The organism is Blattabacterium cuenoti, assembly GCF_014251335.1.
Lineage (GTDB): Bacteria > Bacteroidota > Bacteroidia > Flavobacteriales > Blattabacteriaceae > Blattabacterium > Blattabacterium cuenoti_G.
Genome location: NZ_CP059186.1, coordinates 482617 through 503665 on the forward strand (window position 1 = coordinate 482617; position 21049 = coordinate 503665).

18 protein-coding genes, 1 tRNA gene and 1 pseudogene are annotated in these 21049 nt (G+C 26.0%); 5 read left to right on the top strand and 15 right to left on the bottom strand.

Annotated elements, in window-relative coordinates; translation table 11 throughout:
* Positions 1–2: 2 nt before the first annotated feature.
* From rplS to H0H73_RS02415, 9 genes are all read right to left on the bottom strand, one after another.
* Entirely contained in the window at positions 3–335 is a 333-nt protein-coding gene (gene rplS, locus H0H73_RS02375; protein WP_185852031.1) for a 50S ribosomal protein L19, read from the bottom strand.
* A gap of 7 nt (positions 336–342) precedes the next feature.
* The gene (gene glmM, locus H0H73_RS02380) at positions 343–1731 is read right to left on the bottom strand and encodes a phosphoglucosamine mutase (RefSeq protein WP_185852032.1); all 1389 of its coding nucleotides are present in this window, start codon (positions 1729–1731) and stop codon (positions 343–345) included.
* Between the two features lie 54 nt (positions 1732–1785).
* The gene (locus tag H0H73_RS02385) at positions 1786–3012 is read right to left on the bottom strand and encodes an ABC transporter permease (protein WP_185852033.1); all 1227 of its coding nucleotides are present in this window, start codon (positions 3010–3012) and stop codon (positions 1786–1788) included.
* Between the two features lie 20 nt (positions 3013–3032).
* Entirely contained in the window at positions 3033–4601 is a 1569-nt protein-coding gene (gene dnaB, locus H0H73_RS02390) for a replicative DNA helicase (protein WP_238784349.1), read from the bottom strand.
* Positions 4602–4661: 60 nt separating this feature from the next.
* Positions 4662–5618, bottom strand: a complete 957-nt coding sequence (locus H0H73_RS02395) for an acetyl-CoA carboxylase carboxyltransferase subunit alpha (RefSeq protein ID WP_185852035.1) — start codon at positions 5616–5618, stop codon at positions 4662–4664.
* A gap of 13 nt (positions 5619–5631) precedes the next feature.
* On the bottom strand, positions 5632–6411 hold the full coding sequence (locus tag H0H73_RS02400; RefSeq protein ID WP_185852036.1) for a succinate dehydrogenase/fumarate reductase iron-sulfur subunit: 780 nt from the start codon (positions 6409–6411) through the stop codon (positions 5632–5634).
* A gap of 20 nt (positions 6412–6431) precedes the next feature.
* Positions 6432–8456, bottom strand: coding sequence for a fumarate reductase/succinate dehydrogenase flavoprotein subunit (locus H0H73_RS02405; RefSeq protein WP_185852037.1), 2025 nt, complete (start codon positions 8454–8456; stop codon positions 6432–6434).
* A 13-nt stretch (positions 8457–8469) separates the two neighbouring features.
* Positions 8470–9123, bottom strand: a complete 654-nt coding sequence (locus H0H73_RS02410; RefSeq protein WP_185852038.1) for a succinate dehydrogenase cytochrome b subunit — start codon at positions 9121–9123, stop codon at positions 8470–8472.
* Between the two features lie 64 nt (positions 9124–9187).
* Complete coding sequence (locus tag H0H73_RS02415) at positions 9188–10342, bottom strand: cysteine desulfurase family protein (protein ID WP_185852039.1); 1155 nt, start codon at positions 10340–10342, stop codon at positions 9188–9190.
* Between the two features lie 247 nt (positions 10343–10589).
* On the opposite strand from H0H73_RS02415, the gene rny reads away from it, so the two are divergent.
* The 3 genes from rny (at position 10590) to lpdA (ending at position 14654) form a co-directional block, all read left to right on the top strand.
* The gene (gene rny, locus H0H73_RS02420; RefSeq protein WP_185852040.1) at positions 10590–12161 is read left to right on the top strand and encodes a ribonuclease Y; all 1572 of its coding nucleotides are present in this window, start codon (positions 10590–10592) and stop codon (positions 12159–12161) included.
* Positions 12162–12174: 13 nt separating this feature from the next.
* Positions 12175–13149, top strand: a complete 975-nt coding sequence (locus tag H0H73_RS02425; protein ID WP_185852041.1) for a deoxyhypusine synthase family protein — start codon at positions 12175–12177, stop codon at positions 13147–13149.
* Positions 13150–13229: 80 nt separating this feature from the next.
* Positions 13230–14654 carry a dihydrolipoyl dehydrogenase gene (lpdA, locus tag H0H73_RS02430; protein ID WP_185852503.1) on the top strand — a complete coding sequence of 475 codons (1425 nt, stop codon included), beginning with the start codon at positions 13230–13232 and terminating at the stop codon, positions 14652–14654.
* Positions 14655–14717: 63 nt separating this feature from the next.
* On the opposite strand, the pseudogene H0H73_RS02435 reads toward lpdA, so the two are convergent.
* Positions 14718–15389 (bottom strand): annotated as a pseudogene (locus tag H0H73_RS02435) (uracil-DNA glycosylase).
* A gap of 17 nt (positions 15390–15406) precedes the next feature.
* The gene (locus H0H73_RS02440; RefSeq protein WP_185852042.1) at positions 15407–15742 is read right to left on the bottom strand and encodes a 4Fe-4S dicluster domain-containing protein; all 336 of its coding nucleotides are present in this window, start codon (positions 15740–15742) and stop codon (positions 15407–15409) included.
* A 21-nt stretch (positions 15743–15763) separates the two neighbouring features.
* Here H0H73_RS02440 and H0H73_RS02445 point away from each other — a divergent pair, with 21 nt between their 5' ends.
* Positions 15764–16804 carry an acyl-CoA reductase gene (locus H0H73_RS02445; protein ID WP_185852043.1) on the top strand — a complete coding sequence of 347 codons (1041 nt, stop codon included), beginning with the start codon at positions 15764–15766 and terminating at the stop codon, positions 16802–16804.
* Here the strand turns inward: H0H73_RS02445 and ribD are convergent.
* From ribD to H0H73_RS02465, 4 genes are all read right to left on the bottom strand, one after another.
* On the bottom strand, positions 16801–17829 hold the full coding sequence (gene ribD, locus H0H73_RS02450) for a bifunctional diaminohydroxyphosphoribosylaminopyrimidine deaminase/5-amino-6-(5-phosphoribosylamino)uracil reductase RibD (RefSeq protein ID WP_185852044.1): 1029 nt from the start codon (positions 17827–17829) through the stop codon (positions 16801–16803). The genes H0H73_RS02445 and ribD overlap by 4 nt on opposite strands.
* Before the next feature lie 5 nt (positions 17830–17834).
* Complete coding sequence (locus tag H0H73_RS02455; protein ID WP_185852045.1) at positions 17835–18602, bottom strand: shikimate dehydrogenase family protein; 768 nt, start codon at positions 18600–18602, stop codon at positions 17835–17837.
* 18 nt (positions 18603–18620) lie between these two features.
* Positions 18621–18818, bottom strand: a complete 198-nt coding sequence (rpsU, locus tag H0H73_RS02460; protein ID WP_185852046.1) for a 30S ribosomal protein S21 — start codon at positions 18816–18818, stop codon at positions 18621–18623.
* A gap of 21 nt (positions 18819–18839) precedes the next feature.
* Positions 18840–18914 (bottom strand) — tRNA-Val (locus H0H73_RS02465).
* Positions 18915–18975: 61 nt separating this feature from the next.
* On the opposite strand from H0H73_RS02465, the gene recG reads away from it, so the two are divergent.
* A complete protein-coding gene (recG, locus tag H0H73_RS02470) occupies positions 18976–21048 on the top strand; it encodes an ATP-dependent DNA helicase RecG (protein ID WP_185852047.1) in 2073 nt (690 codons plus the stop codon).
* Position 21049: the final 1 nt, after the last annotated feature.

A 21049-nucleotide genomic window follows, 5' to 3' on the forward strand; every position in this document is an offset into this window, starting at 1 on the left:
TTTCAGCTTTTTACTCTTGCCTTTTTACCTTTTAGAGTTCTAAAATAATAGATTTTAGATCTTCTAACTTTTCCTTTTTTATTTATCTCTATTTTTTGTATGTTAGGTTGATTGAGTATAAATATACGTTCTATTCCTATTCCTGCACTTATTTTACGAATAGTAAATGTTTTAGTTAATCCTTTTCCTTGTTTTTTGATAACTACTCCTTTAAAAGATTGAATTCTTTTTTTTTCTCCTTCTTTAATTTCGAAAAAAACAGTTATTGTATCTCCTGAATGAAATAATGGAAAATTATTTTTAGTATAATAATATTTTATAATATTTTGTAACATAATTTTGTTATAATTTTTTTATTTCATATATAATTTTTTTCGATAAAAAATCAGCTTTTTTTCTCGAAGTACTTTCTGTGTGTATTCTAATAATATTTTCAGTATTTGACTTTCTGATATGTATCCATTCATTAGATTTTAAATAAATTTTAATTCCATCACTAAAATCCATTTTTTTTCCTTTATATTTTTTTTTTATTGTTCTTAATAATATTTTAATTCGTTCATGAGAAGAAAATCGAATTTTTTTTTTCGACATGAAATAATTAGAATATCTTTTTTTTAATTTAGATAATGGAATATTAGCTAGTTTAGCTATTTTAGTTAAAAATAATGCAATTCCGATCAATGCATCTCTTCCATAACGTAAATCAGGATAAATAATACCTCCATTTCCTTCTCCTCCAACAACAGCATGAACTTCTTTCATTTTTTTTACAACATGTATTTCTCCAACAGGAGTAGAATAATAAGGAACTCCTTTTTTGATAGAAAGATCTTTTAATGCATGAGAAGATGATAAAGTCGAAACAATAGGTCCAAATTTATTTTCCAATATATAATCTGATATAGACACTAAAGTATATTCTTCTCCAAAAAAATCCCCGTTTTCGCAAATAAATACTACACGATCCACATCAGGATCTACGGAAATTCCTAAATCGGCTTTTATATTCGGGACTTTTTTACAGATTTCTCTTAAATTTTTTTCAATAGGCTCAGGATTATGAACAAAATCTCCATGAGGATCACAATACATTTTAATAACATGAACTCCCAAATATTTTAATAAAATAGGAACAGCTATTCCTCCTGTAGAATTAATTCCATCTACCACAATTTTAAATTTAGCTTTTTGAATAATATTTTTATCTATAATAGGTAATGAAAGAATTTTTTCTATATGTTTTTGAATATAATTATCAATCTTAAAAAGATTACCTAATTTTTTATACGAAGAAAAATTAAAATATTTTTTTTCTGCTATATAAAACAATTTTTCAAAATCTTCTTCAGATAAAAATTCTCCATAAGAATTAAACATTTTTAATCCATTCCAATTTTTAGGATTATGACTTGCAGTTAACATTACACCTCCATCAGCTTTCTCATTCATTACAGCAATTCCAACAGTAGGAGTTGTAGATAAACCAATATTTATAACATCCACCCCAAGACTTTGAAAAGTAATTATTAAAAATTTTTGAAATAAAACAGAAGAAACCCTACCATCTCTCCCTAATATTATAACAAATTTTTTCTTATTTTTATACTTTTTTTTCATCCAATAAACATATCCTGCCGAAAATTGAATTATGTCTATAGGAGAAAAGCCTTTTCCAACTCCCCCCCCCAATGTTCCTCTTATTCCAGATGAAGATTTTATAAGTGTCAAAAACTAATTGAATTTGTTTATTACAAACAAAAATACAAAATTAAATTTTTTGATTTATTCAAATTCTATAACTTTTATAGGAGTAATTTTTTTAATAAAAAACAAAGAAGGAAAGAATATTGTTATAAAACAAATAAAGATAACAGATAAGTTGATAATAATAATATGAGATATATTGATGGAAACAGGAACAAAATCAACAAAATATTGTATTTTGTTTAATAATATTAAATGAAATTTTTTTTGTAACACTAATAAAATGATTCCAACAATATTTCCTATAATTAATGAAGGGATCAATATTTGTATGATATACAATAAGAATATTTTATGTATAACTTTATTTTCCGCTCCTAAAGTTTTTAAAATTCCTACAGTTTTAATTCTTTCTAAAAGAAGAATTAGAATAAATACAATCATATTAATACTTACAGATGCAAAAATAATAAGACTAATTACAATAATATTTACGTCAAATATATTTATCCATTTTATAAGATCATGATTATTTTGGATAGTTTTTATTAAAAATCCTTTAGGTATTTTATTAAAAATTTTTTTCTTTATATTTTCATAGGAAACAAAGATTTCAAATCTTTCCACTAAATCTTTTTTACATCTGTAGATTTGTTGAATATATTTTATGTTTCCAATAATATATACATCATCAAATTCTGGGATTCCAGTTTCATATAAACCAGAAATTATAAATTTTTTAGAAATAAGAACAGGGTTTCCTTTTTTATTAAAAAAAATAAAATCTATTTTGATCTTGGATCCAAGATTTAATCCTAATGATAATAATACTTTTTTAGATAATAAAATATTATTCTTACACAAGAGTTTTTTTTTAAAAGAATTTTCCTTAATTAAGAAATATTGAAAAAAAACGGGATTATAATCTTCATATAAACCTTTGAATATGTATCTATCTATTTTTTTATTTGTATAAATAATTACATTTTTCTCGGAAATTCCATGAATTTTTTTTACTAAATTGGATTTTAAAATATTTTTCAATAAAAAGTTCTTTTTTTTTACAGAAAAAAAAGGAAAACTTTTTATTGAATTGTCTTTATATATAAGAATTTGGCCTTGAACATTTAATAGTTTGTCTTTTATAATTTCTTTAAATCCGAATCCTATAGAAAAAGTTAAAAAAGCTATAATTAAACCAAAAATTATTGTTGTTTGTGTTAGAATAACTATTCTACGAAGAGTTTTATTTTTTCTACAATCCTGCCAAACCGTTTTTTTGGAAAAAAACCATTCAAAATTCAATTTTATTTAATTCTATTATTCTAAATATCTTCATCTAAATAATTGTCACTATTAAAGTCAATATCAGGTTCTGATAATGGATTTTTTTCAAAATCCTCATAAGAATAAGGAGGAGACATAAAAAGATTTTCTTTATCAAGAACATTTTTTTTGTAATCTTCTTCCAAAGCTAATGAAGTATATTTTTTTTCTTCTAAGTTTACAAATTTAGCTTGATCACTTATAAACTTTAAACGAAATTTATCTAGCCCTCCATTTCTATGTTTAGCAATTATGATCTCTGCCTGACCTATACAAGAGTCATTTTCTTCGTCAGAATCCCAAATTTGAAATCCATAATATTCAGGTCTGTAAATAAATAGAACGATATCTGCATCTTGTTCAATAGCTCCTGATTCCCGTAAATCAGATAATACGGGGCGTTTACTCCCTCCTCTCGTTTCTACTGCTCTAGATAGTTGAGATAAAGCTATTATTGGGATGTCAAGTTCTTTAGCTATAGATTTGAGATTCCTAGAAATAACTGAGATTTCTTGTTCTCTATTCTGTAGTTTAGAACCATAATCATGAGCTCCCATCAATTGCATATAATCTATAAATATCAATTTAATTCCATGTTTAGATATTAACCGACGACATTTTGCACGTAAACTAAATATAGATAAAGAAGGTGTATCATCTATAAATAAAGGAACATTTTTCAAATTATTAGTTTTGTGTAACAAACGTTTCCAATCTACTTGAGATAAGTTAGCTCTTTTAATTTTATCTGAAGAAATTCCGGTTTCTGAAGAAATTAACTTTGTAATTAATTGAATTGAAGACATTTCTATTGAAAAAATTATAATTGGAATTTTTTGATCTACAACTATATTTCTTACCATAGATAACATAAAAGTTGTTTTCCCCATTCCAGGCCTAGAAGCTAATATAATTAAATCAGAATTTTGCCATCCAGAAGTAATATGATCAAGTTTATGAAATCCAGAAGAGACTCCACTTAATCCTTCTTTTTCTGTTTTTTTAATTTTTTCAATAGCTTTTTGTATAAGACATTGAGTTGTTTCATATTTTTTTGCTATTAAATATTTTTGATTAATTTCAAAAAGTTTTGATTCAGCGTTATCTAATAAATCGAAAACATCTGTACTTTCCTCATAACATTTTTGAATAATCTCAGAAGAGATACTAATTAATTTTCTTAAAATAAATTTTTGTACTATTATCCGGCTATGATACTCTATATGGGCAGAAGAGATAACTTTTTGTGTTAATCCAATTAAATACAATTCTCCTCCTATTGATTCTAATTTTCCGATTCTGCGAAGTTCATTTAAAACAGTGTATAAATCTATAGGTTTAGAATCATGATATAACTTTTGTATCGCAATAAATATTTCTTGATGTTCTTTTTTATAAAAAATTTCAGGAAAAAGTATATCAATAACCTCATCTAAACCTTTTTTATCAATCATAATAGCTCCTATTATGGCTTCTTCTAAATCTAATGCTTGAGGAGGTATTTTTCCTTTTTTTGTTACTGAATCAAAACGAAATTTATTCGTTTCTTCCTGTCTAATATTATTCATAATAATCATTTTAATTAAATAAACATTATATAATAAAGTAAACAGAAGAATAGAATTGATTTATTCATCAAAAAAACCAATAGAAATATACTTATTTTTTCTTTTTTGAATCAGGGATTCTATATTAATTTCAGATAATTTATTATGATGTTTAATAATTTGTTTTTTTACAAGTTTATAAGCTTTTTCAGGACAAAAATGAGCCCCCCCTAAAGGTTCTTTGATTACATCATCTATAAGATTTAATTTATGCATATTTTCTGCGGTTAATTTCAATGCTTCTGCTGATTTTTCTTTATTATCCCGATTTCCCCAAAGTATTGTAGAACAACTTTCTGGAGAAATAACGGAAAACCAGGAATTTTCCATCATTGAAACTTTATCTCCTATTCCGATACCTAAAGCTCCCCCACTAGCTCCCTCTCCTATAATTAAAACAATAATAGGAACTTTTAAACACATCATTTCATAAATATTTTTACCAATAGCTTCTCCTTGCCCTCTTGTTTCTGCTTCAATACCAGGAAAAGCTCCTGGTGTATCAATGAAAGTTACAACAGGTTTTTCAAATTTTTCTGCTAATTTCATAAGACGCAAAGCTTTTCTATATCCTTCTGGATTAGGCATTCCAAATCTTCTGTACTGTCTTTCTTTAGTATTTTTTCCTTTTTGAGTTCCGATAAACATAAAAGTATGATCTTCTATTTTTCCAAAACCTCCTACTACAGCTTTATCGTCCCCAAAATGACGATCGCCATGTAATTCTATAAAAGAACCTTTTCTTGTTATAGAATGTATGTAATCTAAAGTATAAGGTCTATTTGGATGTCTAGATAATTGTACTCTTTGCCATGGAGTCAAATTACTGTGTAATTTTTTAATGGTTTTTTCCAGTTTGAATTGCAGTTGATTGCAAACTTCTTTCATGTTGATTCCACTTTTTTTTTCTATTAATACACAGTTTACATATTGATCCTGAATTTCTTGTATCGGTTTTTCAAAATCTAAATATTCCATATTAAAAAAAAAATTAAGTAGTAAATGATTGAATATATTCACTATTCATAAAAGAAATATATTCTGTAGATATTCCTTTCGGACATTCAATTTCACATGCTCTAGTATTAGTACAACTTCCAAATCCTTCCTCATCCATTTTTTTTATCATATTCACAACTCTTTTTTTTCTCTCTATTCTTCCTTGAGGTAATAAAGCAAGTTGAGAAACTTTTGCAGCTACAAATAGCATTGCCGATCTATTTTTGCATGCAGCTACGCATGCTCCACAACCAATACACGTAGCTGCATCAAAAGCTTTATCTGCTTGATCTTTTGGAATTGGAATCATATTTCCATCTATTGTTTTTCCAAATGTATTTACAGAAATATATCCACCTGACATAACAATCCTATCAAAAGAAGATCTATCTACAATAAGATCTTTAATTATAGGAAAAGGTTTAGCCCTCCAAGGCTCTACATATATAGTTTCTCCATCATGAAAATGACGCATATGAAGTTGACAAGTGGTAATTAAATTATCGGGCCCATGAGGTCTTCCATTAATATATAGAGAGCACATTCCACAAATTCCTTCACGACAATCATGGTCAAATGATATAGGAGAAGAATCTTCCTTATTATGTATAATAATATTATTGCGTATGATCTGACTATTTAATAAATCTAACATTTCTAAAAATGAACTATTAGGAGATATATTCTCTATTTGATAAGTTTTAAAATAGCCCTTCTCTTCACGATTTTTTTGTCTCCATATTTTTAACTTAAAATTCATAAGTTCTTTCATACACAATCTTTGATTATTTTTTATTTATAGGAACGTGACTGTACTTTTACAAAAGTAAAATTTAAATTTTCTTTATGCATAATTTCTTCACTTACAGGACAGTTTTCACGATATTCCCATATAGAAACATATTTATAATGTACATCATCACGAAGAGCTTCTCCTTCTTTTGTTTGATATTCTTCACGAAAATGACTTCCACAAGATTCTTTTCTATTCAAAGCATCCATAGCCATTAGTTCTCCTAATTCTAAAAAATCTGCTACACGTCCAGCTTTTTCTAATTCAGAGTTTAATCCATCATCAATATTTCCTGGAACAAAAATATTTTTCCAAAATTCATCTCGAAGTTCTTGTATCTTTTTTATAGCTTTATGTAATCCTATATGATTTCTACTCATTCCTACATACTTCCACATAATATTCCCAAGTTTTTTATGAAAAAAATCAACAGGTATATTTCCATGGTTTTGAATAAGTTTTTGAATTCTACTTTTTACATTTTTTTCGGATCGTTGAAAAGCGATATGTTTTGTAGATATTTTTTCTGTAATACATTCAGATAAATAATCCGATATGGTATATGGTAAAATAAAATATCCATCAGCTAATCCCTGCATTAATGCAGAAGCTCCAAGTCTATTGGCTCCATGATCAGAAAAATTTGCTTCTCCTAAAACATAACACCCAGGAATAGAAGACATTAAATTGTAATCAACCCACAATCCTCCCATTGTATAATGTACTGCTGGATAAATTTTCATAGGAGTTTTATAAGGATTATTATTAGTAATTTTTTCATACATATGAAATAAATTTCCATATTTAGATTCCATTATTTTTTCTCCTAATTTTTTTTTATCCCATGAACTGGGGTGTGGAATACCAAATTCATTCGCTTTTTCTTTTCCATATTTTTCTATAGAAAAACTAAAATCTAAAAATACGCCTTCTTTTGTTTCATTATTTTCTATTCCAAGCCCTTGATCACAACGTTCCTTAGCTGCTCTAGAAGCAACATCTCTCGGGACAAGATTTCCAAATGAAGGATAACGTCTTTCAAGATAATAATCTCTATTCTCTTCACTTATATCCTCAGGTTTTTTAGACCCATTACGTATGGAAATAGCATCTTCTTGATTTTTAGGGACCCATATTCTTCCATCATTTCTTAATGATTCAGACATTAATGTTAATTTAGATTGATAATTTCCATGTACTGGAATACAAGTGGGATGTATTTGAGTGTAACAAGGATTAGAAAAAAATCCTCCTTTTTTATGAACTTTCCATATAGCACTTGCATTAGACCCCATTGCATTGGTAGATAAAAAAAATATATTACCGTAACCTCCTGAAGCTATAACTATAGCATGCGCGGCATGTCTTTCTATTTCTCCGGAAATAAGATTTCTTGCAATGATCCCTTTTGCAACCCCATCCACAATAACTAAATCTAACATTTCATGACGATTATACATCTTTATTTTTCCTATTCCTATTTGTCTAGACATAGAAGAATAGCATGATAATAGAAGTTGTTGTCCTGTTTGTCCCTTTGCATAAAAAGTTCTAGAGACTTTCGTCCCACCAAAAGATCTTGTCTCCAAATATCCAGCATAATCACGAGCAAATGGAACCCCTTGGGCCACACACTGATCTATAATATTAGATGAAATCTCTGCTAAACGATAAACATTTGCTTCTCTAGATCTATAATCTCCACCTTTAATTGTATCATAAAAAAGTTGATAGATTGAATCGTTATCTCCTTTATAATTTTTAGATGCATTAATCCCACCTTGTGCCGCTACAGAATGTGCTCTTCTTGGAGAATCTTGGTAACAAAAGGCTTTCACTCTATATCCTAATTCTGATAAAGAAACGGCAGCTGAGCTTCCAGCAAGTCCTGTCCCTACTACAATAATTTCGATATTAGATCTATTATTTGGAGATACTAATTGTAAAGTAGATTTATGATTTTCCCATTTATGGGTTAACGGACTAACTGGAATTTTTGAACTAATATTGAAGGTGTTTTTCATCAAAAAATGTTAATTATCTCATTCTATCGTTAAAAAAAAACCAAATAGCAATAATAGAAAAACCAGAACATATAAACCACAGATATAAACTTCCAAACTTTTGTAGACAAGCCAATCTTTTTTTATTAGATAGACCCAATGATTGAAAAGAAGATTTAAATCCATGATTTAAATGAATTCCTAAAATAAAAAATGAAAATACATATATCAATGTATAAAAAGGATTCTTGAATAAAGAAACAACTATATTATAATCAGAAACGAAATGATTTGAATACTTCATAGGAATCATAAAATTAATAAGATGTAAAACTAAAAAACATAATATTAAAATTCCTGTATATACCATTGTACGACTACTAAATGAAGTAGTAACATAAGAATTCATAGCATAATCAATTTCTCCTTTTATTTTTCTATTTACCAAATGTAGTTTAACTCCTAATAAAATATGAATTATAAAACCTACAGCAAGAACATATTCCATTATTCGTATAAATATATTTTTTCTCATGAAAAAAACAGCATCGTTAAATGCCTTTTCTCCTGAAAAAAGAAGTAAATTAACACTTAAATGCAACAGTAAAAAAATCATTAAAAAAACTCCTGTAGTCGCCATAACCACTTTCTTTCCAATAGAGGATTGAAAAAAATTGTAATGATTCACCGATTGAAATTCATAATTTCAGTAAATATAAATAAGATATTCGAAATATTTTATATAAATTGTATTATTTTCCTATTTCTTGTAAAGCTTTCACCAGCAAATCTATATCTTTTTTTTCATTAAAAATTCCAAAAGAAATTCTAATAGGCATTGTTTGATTCAACAAACATTTGTCTGTTATAATAGATTGAATCACATGAGATACTTTTTTATTGCTATTGCAGGAACTTCCTTTAGAAACAGAAACTCCCATTAAATCTAAATGAAAATATAATAAATGATTTTTTTTTGTGGGATATAAAAAATTTAATATAGAAGGAATGCTTTTTTTAGGATGAGATGATAATCCATTGAAAATGATATTGGGAATTATTTTTTGTAATTCTGAAATACAATAAGATTTTAAATCTTTCATTTTTTTTATATAATTTTTGAAATTGCAATAAGATAAACGTAAGGCTTCTGATAATCCAGCAATTCCATGTATATTTTCCGTACCTGAACGAATACCATATTCCTGAACTCCACCAGTAATGAAAGGTTTCATTTTTTTTAAAATATTATTTCTTATAAATGCAAAACCTATTCCTTTTGGCCCATAAAATTTATGTGCACTTGCCGTAGCAAAATCAAAATGAAATTTTTCCATATTAATAGGAAAATTTCCTAACCCCTGTATGGTGTCCGAATGAAAATAAGCATTATATTTTTTACATAAAAAAACTACTTTATCTACCTCTAATAAATTTCCAATTTCATTATTAGCGTACATTAAACTCACAAGTGTTTTCTTATATACATTCTTTTTTAATATTTCTTCCATATTATTAAAATCTAATATTCCTTTTTCATTAATTGAAATAAAATCTACAGATATTTTGTATCTAAAAGATAAATCTATAACTGTCTGTAATACAGATTGATGTTCTAATTTTGAGGTTATAATATGTCTGATCCCTAAATCTAAAACTGAAGATCTCAATACAAGATTATTGGATTCAGTCCCTCCAGAAGTAAAAATAATCTCAGAAGGAGATGCTTTAATATTTTTAGCGATACAAATTCTAGATTCCTCTAAAATTGAACGAGCTTCTCTTCCATAACTATGTTGCACAGAAGAAGGATTTCCTAATGAATATTTTAATGTATGAATTATCACTTTCAAAACTTCATCTCTTATAGGAGTAGAAGCGGCGTTATCCAAATATGCTCTAGTCATTTACTATTGAAAAATTTACATATATATACAAATATATAATGTATTCAAATTCCGTTTGTTAAAAATATATTGTAATAAAAAATCTCATCTTTAATTTTGTATATTTATCATATAAATATATTGGGATTAATTAAAATATTTTAAAGTCTTCATTAAAAAGAAGCTTTATAGCTTTTGTTAAATATTTGTTGTTTTAATAATAATATTATTAAAATGTCTATTTTATTTTTATTTAAATTGAGTGAATATGAAAATAAATGTTGGATTTTCGGTCCTAATGGGGTTTTTGATTGGAATTATTACATGTTATTTTTTTGGGAAAAAAACTATATTAAAAAAATATATTCAATTATTAGAAAAAGCTAATTTTCAGGCTAAAAATATTATAAGAAGTGCAGAAAAAAAAGGAGAATCTATAAAAGAAAAGAAAATGCTCCAAGCAAAAGAAAAATTTATAGAACTTAAATCTAAACATGAAAAAGATGTTTATTTAAGAGAAAAGAAAATAATTGATATAGAAAACAAAACAAGAGAAAAAGAAAATAGATTATCTAAAGAAATAGAAATTTATTTTAAAAAAAATAATCGTTTAGAAGCACAAATGCATGATTACGAAAAAAAATATAAAATTCTTAAAAAGAAACAAGAAGAATTTGAAAATATGCATACTCAACAAGTAGAATTACTTGAAAAAATATCTAATTATTCTTCTGAAGAAGCTAAAAATGAATTAATCGAAATTCTTAAAGGAGAAGCAAAAGCAAAAGCACAAACTCATATACAAAACATTATAGAAGAATCACAACTAACAGCAAAATTTGAGGCAAAAAAAATTATCATTCAAGCTATTCAAAGAATTGGAACTGAAGAAGCTGTAGAAAATGCTGTATCAGTTTTTCACATAGAATCAGATGATGTTAAAGGTCGTATCATAGGACGAGAAGGAAGAAATATAAGAGCTTTAGAAAAAGCAACGGGAGTAGAAATTATTGTAGATGATACTCCAGAAGCAATTCTTTTATCTTGTTTTAATCCTATACGAAGAGAAATAGCTCGATTAGCTCTTCATAAATTAGTTATAGATGGACGGATCCATCCAGCTAGAATCGAAGAAATAGTATCAAAAACAGAAAAACAAATTGAAGAAGAAATAATAGAAGTCGGAAAAAAAAATATTATAGATTTAGGAATTCATGGAATCCATCCTGAATTAATTAGAATGGTAGGAAGAATGAAATATCGTTCTTCTTATGGACAAAATCTTTTACAACATTCTCGTGAAGTTGCTCATTTATCAGGGATCTTAGCTTCTGAATTAGGATTAAATTCAAAATTGGCAAAACGTGCCGGATTATTACATGACATAGGAAAAGTACCGGAAAATGAATCAGAACTACCTCATGCAATTCTAGGGATGCAATGGGCAGAAAAATATGGAGAAAATATGGAAGTTTGTAATGCTATAGGTTCACATCATGATGAAATAGAAATGAAAGTATTACTATCTCCTATAGTACAAGTTTCAGATTCTATTAGTGGAGCTCGTCCTGGAGTAAGAAGAAATTCTTTTGAATCTTATTCAAAAAGGCTAAAAAATTTGGAAGATATAGCGTTTAGTTTTGATGGAGTTAATAAAGCTTTTGCCATACAAGCAGGAAGAGAATTACGTGTATTAGTTGAAAGTGATAAAATCGATGATAAAAAAGCTTTTCAATTATCTTGTGATATAACAGAAAAAATAAAAAACGAAATGACTTATCCTGGTCAAATTAAAGTGACAGTGATTAGAGAAACTCGAGCTGTACAAATAGCTAGATAAAATAATAAAAATTATGAAAGACTCCCCTATTACTTCTTTTATTAAGAAATACTTTATTCATTTTAATGCTTTAACTTTATCAGAAGCAGCTAAAGCATATAAATATCATATTAAAAATGATGGAAAAATGATGATTACACTAGCAGGAGCAATGAGTACTGCAGAATTAGGAAAAATTTTATCTGAAATGATACGAAAAGATCAAGTTCATATTATTTCTTGCACAGGAGCTAATTTGGAAGAAGATATATTAAATTTGATAGCTCATTCTCATTACAAAAAAATACCTCATTACAGAGATTTAACTCCTGATGAGGAAAAAAATTTCCTAAAAAAAGGTTATTACAGGGTAACAGATACTTGTATTCCAGAAGAACAAGCTTTTAAAGAATTACAAAAACATATTTTAAAAGTATGGATAAGAGCTAAAGAAAAATCAGAACGTTATTTTCCTCATGAATATATTTATCAATTATTATTAGAGAATATTTTAGAACCTTATTACAATATAGATTCAGAAAACAGTTGGGTATTAGCTGCAGCAAAAAAAAATATACCTATAATAGTCCCAGGATGGGAAGATAGCACAATAGGAAATATTTTTGCTTCATATTGTATGAAAAAACTGTTTCAACCTTTTCTTGTAAAAAATGGAGTTGAATATATGATGTTTTTAGCAAAATGGTATCAGAAAGAATCCATAAAACATAAAATAGGTTTTTTTCAAATTGGAGGAGGAATATCAGGAGATTTTCCTATTTGTGTGGTCCCTATGTTATCTCAAGATATAGGAATTAATCCTACTCCGTTTTGGTCTTATTTTTGTCAAATTTCTGATTCAACAACCAGTTATGGATCTTATTCTGGAGCTATTCCTAATGAAAAAATTACTTGGGGTAAACTGGATAAAGATACTCCAAGATTTATCATTGAATCAGATGCGACTATAGTTGCTCCCCTTATTTTTGCATATATATTAAATATGTAATCTATTATAACATATATGAATATAGGAATTATGTATGTAACTTTACTTTATTTTATATTTAATTTATTATATATTATATGATGAAGAATTTATATGATCTTGTTGTTATTGGTTCTGGACCAGGAGGATATATATCCGCTATTAGAGCAAGTCAATTGGGCCTTCGGACTGCTATTATAGAAAAATATCAGAAATTAGGCGGAACATGTTTAAATGTAGGCTGTATCCCTTCTAAATCTCTTTTAGATTCTTCTAAATATTTTTTTTTAGCTAAAAAAAATTATTCTTCACATGGAATTTTTTTTGAAAAATTATTTATGGATTTCAGAAAAATGATGGATAGAAAAAATAAAATAGTAGAAAATATAAATAATGGAATAAAATATTTAATGAAAAAAAATAAAATAGATGTGTATCAAGGAATCGGCTCATTTAAAACCAAAAATATTCTGTCTGTAACAGATATAAAATCCTTTCAGAAAGAAAGGAAAGAAATACAATTTAAATATTGTATAATATCCACAGGATCTAAGCCTTTATGTTTATCCCAGTTAAATTTTGATATAGAAAATAGAATTATTTCTTCAACAGAAGCTATTAATTTAAAAGAAGTCCCAAAAAAATTAATCATAATTGGAGGAGGGATAATTGGATTGGAGTTAGGTTCTATTTTTAATAGATTAGGAAGTAAGATTATCATATTAGAAACTATGGATAAAATTATATCAAATATGGATAATTCTTTAAGTCAAGAAATGCGAAAAATATTAGAAAAATCTTCTATTCAAATAGAAACCTCTTTATCTGTTACCAGTATATTTAAAAAAAATCATGAAGAAATATCTGTTTTAGCAAAATATCATGATGGAAAAGAAGTTCATTTCACAGGAAATTATTGTCTTATATCAATAGGAAGAATTCCGTATACAAAAAATATGGGGTTAGAAAATATAAAAATAAAAATCAATAAAAAAGGATTTATAGTTGTAAATGATGATTTACAAACTTCTGTTAACAATATATATGCTATAGGAGATGTTATAGGAGGAAAAATGTTAGCCCATAAGGCTGAAGAAGAAGGATTATATGTAGTAGAACATATATCGGGTAAAAAACCAAATAAATTAAATTATGATTTAATCCCATCAATAATTTATACTTATCCTGAAGTAGCTAGTGTTGGACAATCAGAAAATGAAATTAAAAAAGATAAAATAGAATATAATATAGGAATTTTTCCTATGAAAATATTAGGAAGGGCTAGAACAAGTGGCTGTACAGACGGTTTTTTAAAAATGATTTCCCATAAAAAAACAGATGAGATATTAGGAGTTCATATAATTGGAGATCATGCTTCAGATATGATTATGGAAGCATCTGTAGCTATGGAATTTAGATCCTCTTCAGAGGATATATATAGAATATGCCATCCTCATCCCACTCTCAGTGAAGCATTCAAAGAAGCAGCTCAACTAAATTTTGAGAATCGTTCTATCCATATATGAAATATGAAACGTGTAGTGTAATTGAATAATTACAATAATAAATATATGAATATACTTTTCACTCTAACTCCAAAAAATAGTTTCTCTTCCTATTTTTTTTAAAAAATTATTAGTTTTTTCAAAATGTCTAGAACCCAAAAATCCCATATGAGCAGAAAAAGGAGATGGATGTGAAGCTTTTAGAATATAATGATTATGAAAAGAGTTAATTAAAGATATTTTTTTTTGAGCATATTTTCCCCATAAAAGAAAAACAATATTTTTTTTTTTATTAGAAACAATTCGTATTATTTGATCTGTAAAAAATTCCCATCCTATATTTTTATGAGACAGAGGGTAATTTTTTCTGACTGTTAATATTGAATTTAACAATAATACTCCTTGTTTCGCCCAATGAATTAAAGATCAACTAATAGGATAATTATTAAAACAATTATTCACTTCTGTAAATATATTTTTTAATGAAGGAGGAAAAGGAACTCCATCAGGAACAGAAAAACAAAGTCCATCAGCTTGATATTCTTTATTGTAAGGATCTTGTCCTATAATAACTACCTTTAATTCTTGAAAAGAACAATATTTGAAACAAGAAAATATATTTTTTTGTTTAGGAAAACAAATAAAACGATTATACTCAATTCTAAGAATCTGTAATAATTTTATAAAATACGGTTTATGATATTCACCCTTTAATAATAAATTCCAATTTATATTTATATTTTCTCCTAGTATCATCATTAAAATTAAATTAACTAAGTAGAACTTTCATGCAAAAAATTCTTTTTTTTAATAAGTTCCTCTTTATTTTCATAATTTTTTTGATCTGGGATACAACATTGAACTGGACAAACTATAACGCATTGTGGTTGATCATAAAATCCTACACATTCTGTACACTTTTCCGGAACAATAAAATATATATCTTTTCTTTTGGGTTCTTGAAATATATACGGATCCAATATTTTATTCTTTAAAGAAGTTCCATCTGACATTCTCCATTTTTTTCCTCCTTCATAAATTGCTTGATTAGGACATTCGGGTTCACAAGCCCCACAATTTATACATTTTTCTGTAATTTTTATGGACATCGAATTTGAAAATTAAAAAAAATGATTCAAACTTTTGATAATTTAGGACGTTTTCTTAGAGAAGTTAAGGATTTTTATGCACATGAAAAATGTTTATCAAAATATTCTAAAAAGTTTTTTCCTATTTTTCAAAAAATTCTTCAAAAAATAACTATTGCAAACAACTGGTTTAGAATAGAGGATTTATTAATAACTTTTGATCAATGGGGAAAAATTCTTCAAAAAAAGAAGTTAGAATATTGGATGAGCAAATACACTTTTATAAAAAAAAAACCTAAAAAAATTCTTGTTATTATGCCAGGAAATGTACCAATGGTAGGGTTTCATGATTTTTTATGCGTTATTTTATCAGGACATAAGATCATAATTAAATTATCTGAAGAAGATAATTTACTCCTTCCGTTTTTATGTGAAATAATAATAAATGATAAACCTTCATTAAAAAATAAAATAAAATTTACAAATAACATCTTTCATGAAAAATTTGATTATGTAATAGCTACTGGGAACAATAACACAGCCCGTTATTTTGAATATTATTTTAGAAAACAACCTCTTTTACTGAGAAAAAATAGAACTTCCGTAGCAGTGTTACAAGGAACTGAAACAGAAGAGGAATTAATTTCTTTAAATAGAGATATGTTAACTTATTCAGGAAGGGGGTGTAGAAATGTAGGAAAAATATTTGTACCTCATAATTACGATGTTCATTTAATTTTAAAAAAATCATTTATATCCGAATATATTACAAAAAATTATAAGTATACAGATAACTATAAATATTACCTATCTGTTTATACTATGGATAAAGTTCATTTTAAAAAAAATCATTTTGTTCTTTTCAAAGAAGAAAAAAATTATCATAGTCCAATATCTGTAGTTTATTATGAATTTTATAATAATTTAAATGAATTGAAAAAAACAATTTTAGAAAATAATAACCATGTGCAATGTGTAGTATCTAAAAATTTTTTAGAAGAAGAAATCCTTTTCGGAAAAACACAGTATCCAAAACTAGAAGACTTTGCGGACAAAATCGATACAATTCAATTTTTGAATTAATAATTTAATTTAATAATCAGTTGATCTTTATTTAAATTCATTTTTTTCGATATTATTCCTTTTATTTCAGGCGCTTTTAGTCCACTTTTTAATACTTCCTTGCATATAAAAATACGACATTCATCCCAAATATTTTCTTGTATAAAATTTTCTAAAGTTTTTTTTCCTCCTTCTACTATTAGAGATAATATTTTTTTTTTGTGTAAAAAATTTAATATTTGATTTATTATTTTTTTTTCAAAAGAAATTTGAATATATTCGATATTCTCTTGATTTTCTTTTTTTTTTTCCGTAAAAACAATAGTTTTTTGAGATCCATCTAAAATAAAATAAGAATCAGAAATGCTTAATTTTTTATCAACAAAAATTCTAACAGGATTCTGTCCGAACCATTTTCTAACATTTAACTTTGGATTATCGTTCAATACAGTTTTTCTTCCTACTAAAATTCCATCCTCTTCAGATCTCCATTTATGATTTAGTTGTCTAGCATGTATTCCACTAATCCAATTGTTTTTTCTATTTTCTGAATATATAAACCCATCATCACTTTGTGCCCATTTTAAAATGATATAAGGACGATTTTTTTCATAAAAAGTAAAAAAACGTTTATTTAAAATTTTACATTGATCCATTAAAACGTTTTCTATAACTTCAATTCCATATTTTTTTAATTTTTTTATTCCTAATCCTTTTACTTTATCACAAGGATCTTGTATTCCTACTACGACTCTTGGAATATTTTTTTCAATGATCAAATCAACACAAGGAGGAGTCTCTCCAAAATGAACACATGGTTCCAATGTTACATATAAAGTACAATTAAAAAACAAGTATTCATCTTTTATATTATTAATAGCTAAGAATTCAGCATGATACATTTCCTTTTTATAATGCCATCCTTCTGATAAAACAATCCCATTCCTCTCTATTACGCATCCAACCATAGGATTTGGAGATGTAAGTCCTAATCCATATTTAGCTAATTGAATAGCTCTTTTCATAAAAATTTCCTTGTATTTCATGAATTTTATATTTCTTTTTCATTTTTCCAAATTTTCCAAGATTCCTCAGCTTGAATATATAACATTTCTAATCCATTTTTGATTAAAGCCCCTTTATTTTCTGCCTTTTTTAAGAATAAACTTTTATTAGGATTGTAAACTAAGTCATAAAAATAATGTTCTGAAGAAACATATTGATAAGGCAAATGTGGACATAAATTGATATCAGGATGTGTTCCTACAGGAGTAGAATTAATGATGATTTTATATTCTTTCAATAAACTTTGATTTATATCTTCATAAACTAAAAAACCTGTATTCTTTTTTCTAGAAACATATTGATATGGGATTTCTAATTTTTTTAAAACAAATGAAATCGTTTTAGATACTCCTCCAGTTCCTAAAACCAATGCTTTTAAATTATTTTTATTTATAAATCGATTCAAATCTTTTTTAAAAGAATACTCAAAACCCAATACATCTGTGTTAAATCCCATTCTACATTTATTATTAATTTTTATAACATTCACAGATCCAATAGATTTTGCTTCAGGCGTAATTTTGGTTAAAAAAGGAATAATAGTCGTTTTATAAGGTATAGTTACATTACATCCTTTTAAATAAGGATTTTGAAATATAAACGACACATTTTCTATTTTTGGAATATCAAAAATTTCATAATCAACATGTAAAATAGATTCTTTTTTGAATTTTTCTAAAAAAAAATTCCTAGAAAAAGAATATTTTATATTTTTTCCTATTAAACCATAGATTCTTGTTTTTTCATTTATCATACAAATAAAATATGAAGTCTATTCTTCTTTTTTCAATTTCATACGTTCTCTATATTTTGCTCTTAATATTTCATTTCTTCTTCCTTCAGAAGGTTTTATATATTGTTGTTTTTCTCTAAACTCTTTTAAAATACGAGTTTTATCAAATTTTTTTTTACATTTTTTCAAAGCTTTGTCAATTGATTCTCCTTCTCTAACAGTGGTAATTAAAATCATAAAAAAACTTAATAATTATTGTGGACATTATCGGATTTGAACCGATGACCTCTACTCTGTCAAAGTAGTGCTCTAAACCTACTGAGCTAAATGTCCTTTAAAATCAACAAAATTAAGTATTTTTTGATATATAACGGATTATAATTTACTTTTATTTATGTCCTGCAATATTCTAAAAAAATCTATAAAATATTTAAAAGGATTAAGTTTAAAAAAAACTTACTTATTTAATACTGAATTAAACCTCTATACATACGAAGATTTACTTTCTTTTTATCCTAAAGGATATATTCATTTATCTACATTAAAAAACATATCAGAATTGTCAAATAATAATCATGATTTTGTACAAATACTAGGTAAAATCACTAAACTTGAAGAAATAAACTATAAAAGTAAAAAAGGAAAAATGTTAATAGGGCACCTGGAAGATGATACAGGTTCTATTGAGTTAGTTTGGTTTCAAAAAAATAATTTTATAAAAAATATAAAAAAAAATATTACAGTAATAGTTTCTGGAAAAATTAAATATTTTCAAAAAAAAATTCAAATCATTCATCCAAATATTAAAGAATTCTCTTCTTCAGTAGAGAATTCTTCTATATATCCTATATATCCTATTCCTAAAATTTTAAAAGAAAAAGGAATAAATAATTTTTTTATGATCAATTTATTACAAAATATCATAAAAGAATTAAAAAATAACATAAATGAGTTTTTTTTTCAAGATTTTATTAATAAAAAACTAATGTCGAGAAAAAAAGCCCTAATTCAAATTCATTTTCCAGAATCTTTAGATTCTTTATTACAAGCGCAATATTCTTTAAAATTTGAAGAGTTATTTATATTAAAATTATTTTTTTTATATAAAAAAAAAATAGCATACAGTTTTCCTTTTACGAAATTAGGTAAGAATTTTTATAATTTTTACAAATATTTTCTTCCCTTTACACTAACAGGAGAACAAAAAAAAGTATTCAAAGAAATATGGAATGATTTGAAAAAACCCATTCAAATGAATCGGTTATTACAAGGAGAAGTAGGATGTGGAAAAACTATCATAGCTATGTTATCAATGCTTGTGGCTTTAGATAACGGATTTCAATCTTGTTTGATGGCTCCTACTGAAGTTTTAGCTATACAGCATTATTATTCTATAAAGAAAATGTTTTCAAAAATTGGAATTAAAATAGCCTTATTGACAAGTTCTATTTCTAATTCTATACGAAAATCTCTCTATTATGAAATATTAACAGGAAAAGTCTCTATTGTAATCGGAACACATTCTTTAATTCAAGAAAAAGTTCAATTTAGAAATCTTGGATTAGCAATAATAGATGAAGAACAACGTTTTGGAGTAGAACAAAGAGATAAAATTTGGAAAAAAGATGATAATATTCCTCATATTTTAATTATGACAGCTACACCTATTCCTAGAACTTTAGCAAAAATTATTTACCATGATTTAAATATTTCTATTATAAAAGAATTGCCTTTAGGAAGAAAACCTATTAAAACTATTCATTTTTGGAATAAAAATAGAGATCAAGCTTTTAAAATTGTGAAAAATCAGATTTATATAGGTAGACAAGTTTATATTATATATCCCACCATAAATACTTCTTTAAAGTATAAAAATTTAATGAAAGGATATCAGGAAATTAAAGAGAAATTTAAAAATTTGGAAAATAAAATTGGAATTTTACATGGTGAAATGAATTTTCAAGAAAAAAGTATACAAATTAACCGATTTTTACGTGGGGAAACTAGAATTCTAATAGCAACTACAGTTATAGAAGTAGGAGTAAACGTTCCCAATGCATCAGTTATTTTAATAGAAAATGCAGATTTTTTCGGATTATCTCAATTGCATCAATTAAGGGGAAGAGTAGGAAGAGGTATTCATCAAAGTTATTGCATTCTAATTACCGATCAGAAAATTAGTGTAGAAGGTGTTTTTAGAATCAAAAAAATGTGTGAAACAAATAAAGGATTAGAAATAGCTAAAGAAGATCTAAAATTACGTGGTGGTGGAGATTTAATAGGAACTAAACAAAGTGGAAAAAATTATTTTCGTATTGTAAATCTTATCAAAGATCATAAGTTAATAAAAGAAGTATTTCCGATTGCTCAAATTTTTTTTCAAAAAAATCCTAATTTTTTTAAAAATACAAAAAATATTTTTTATGAATACTATAAAAATAAATGGGAAATTTATAAATATAAATGAG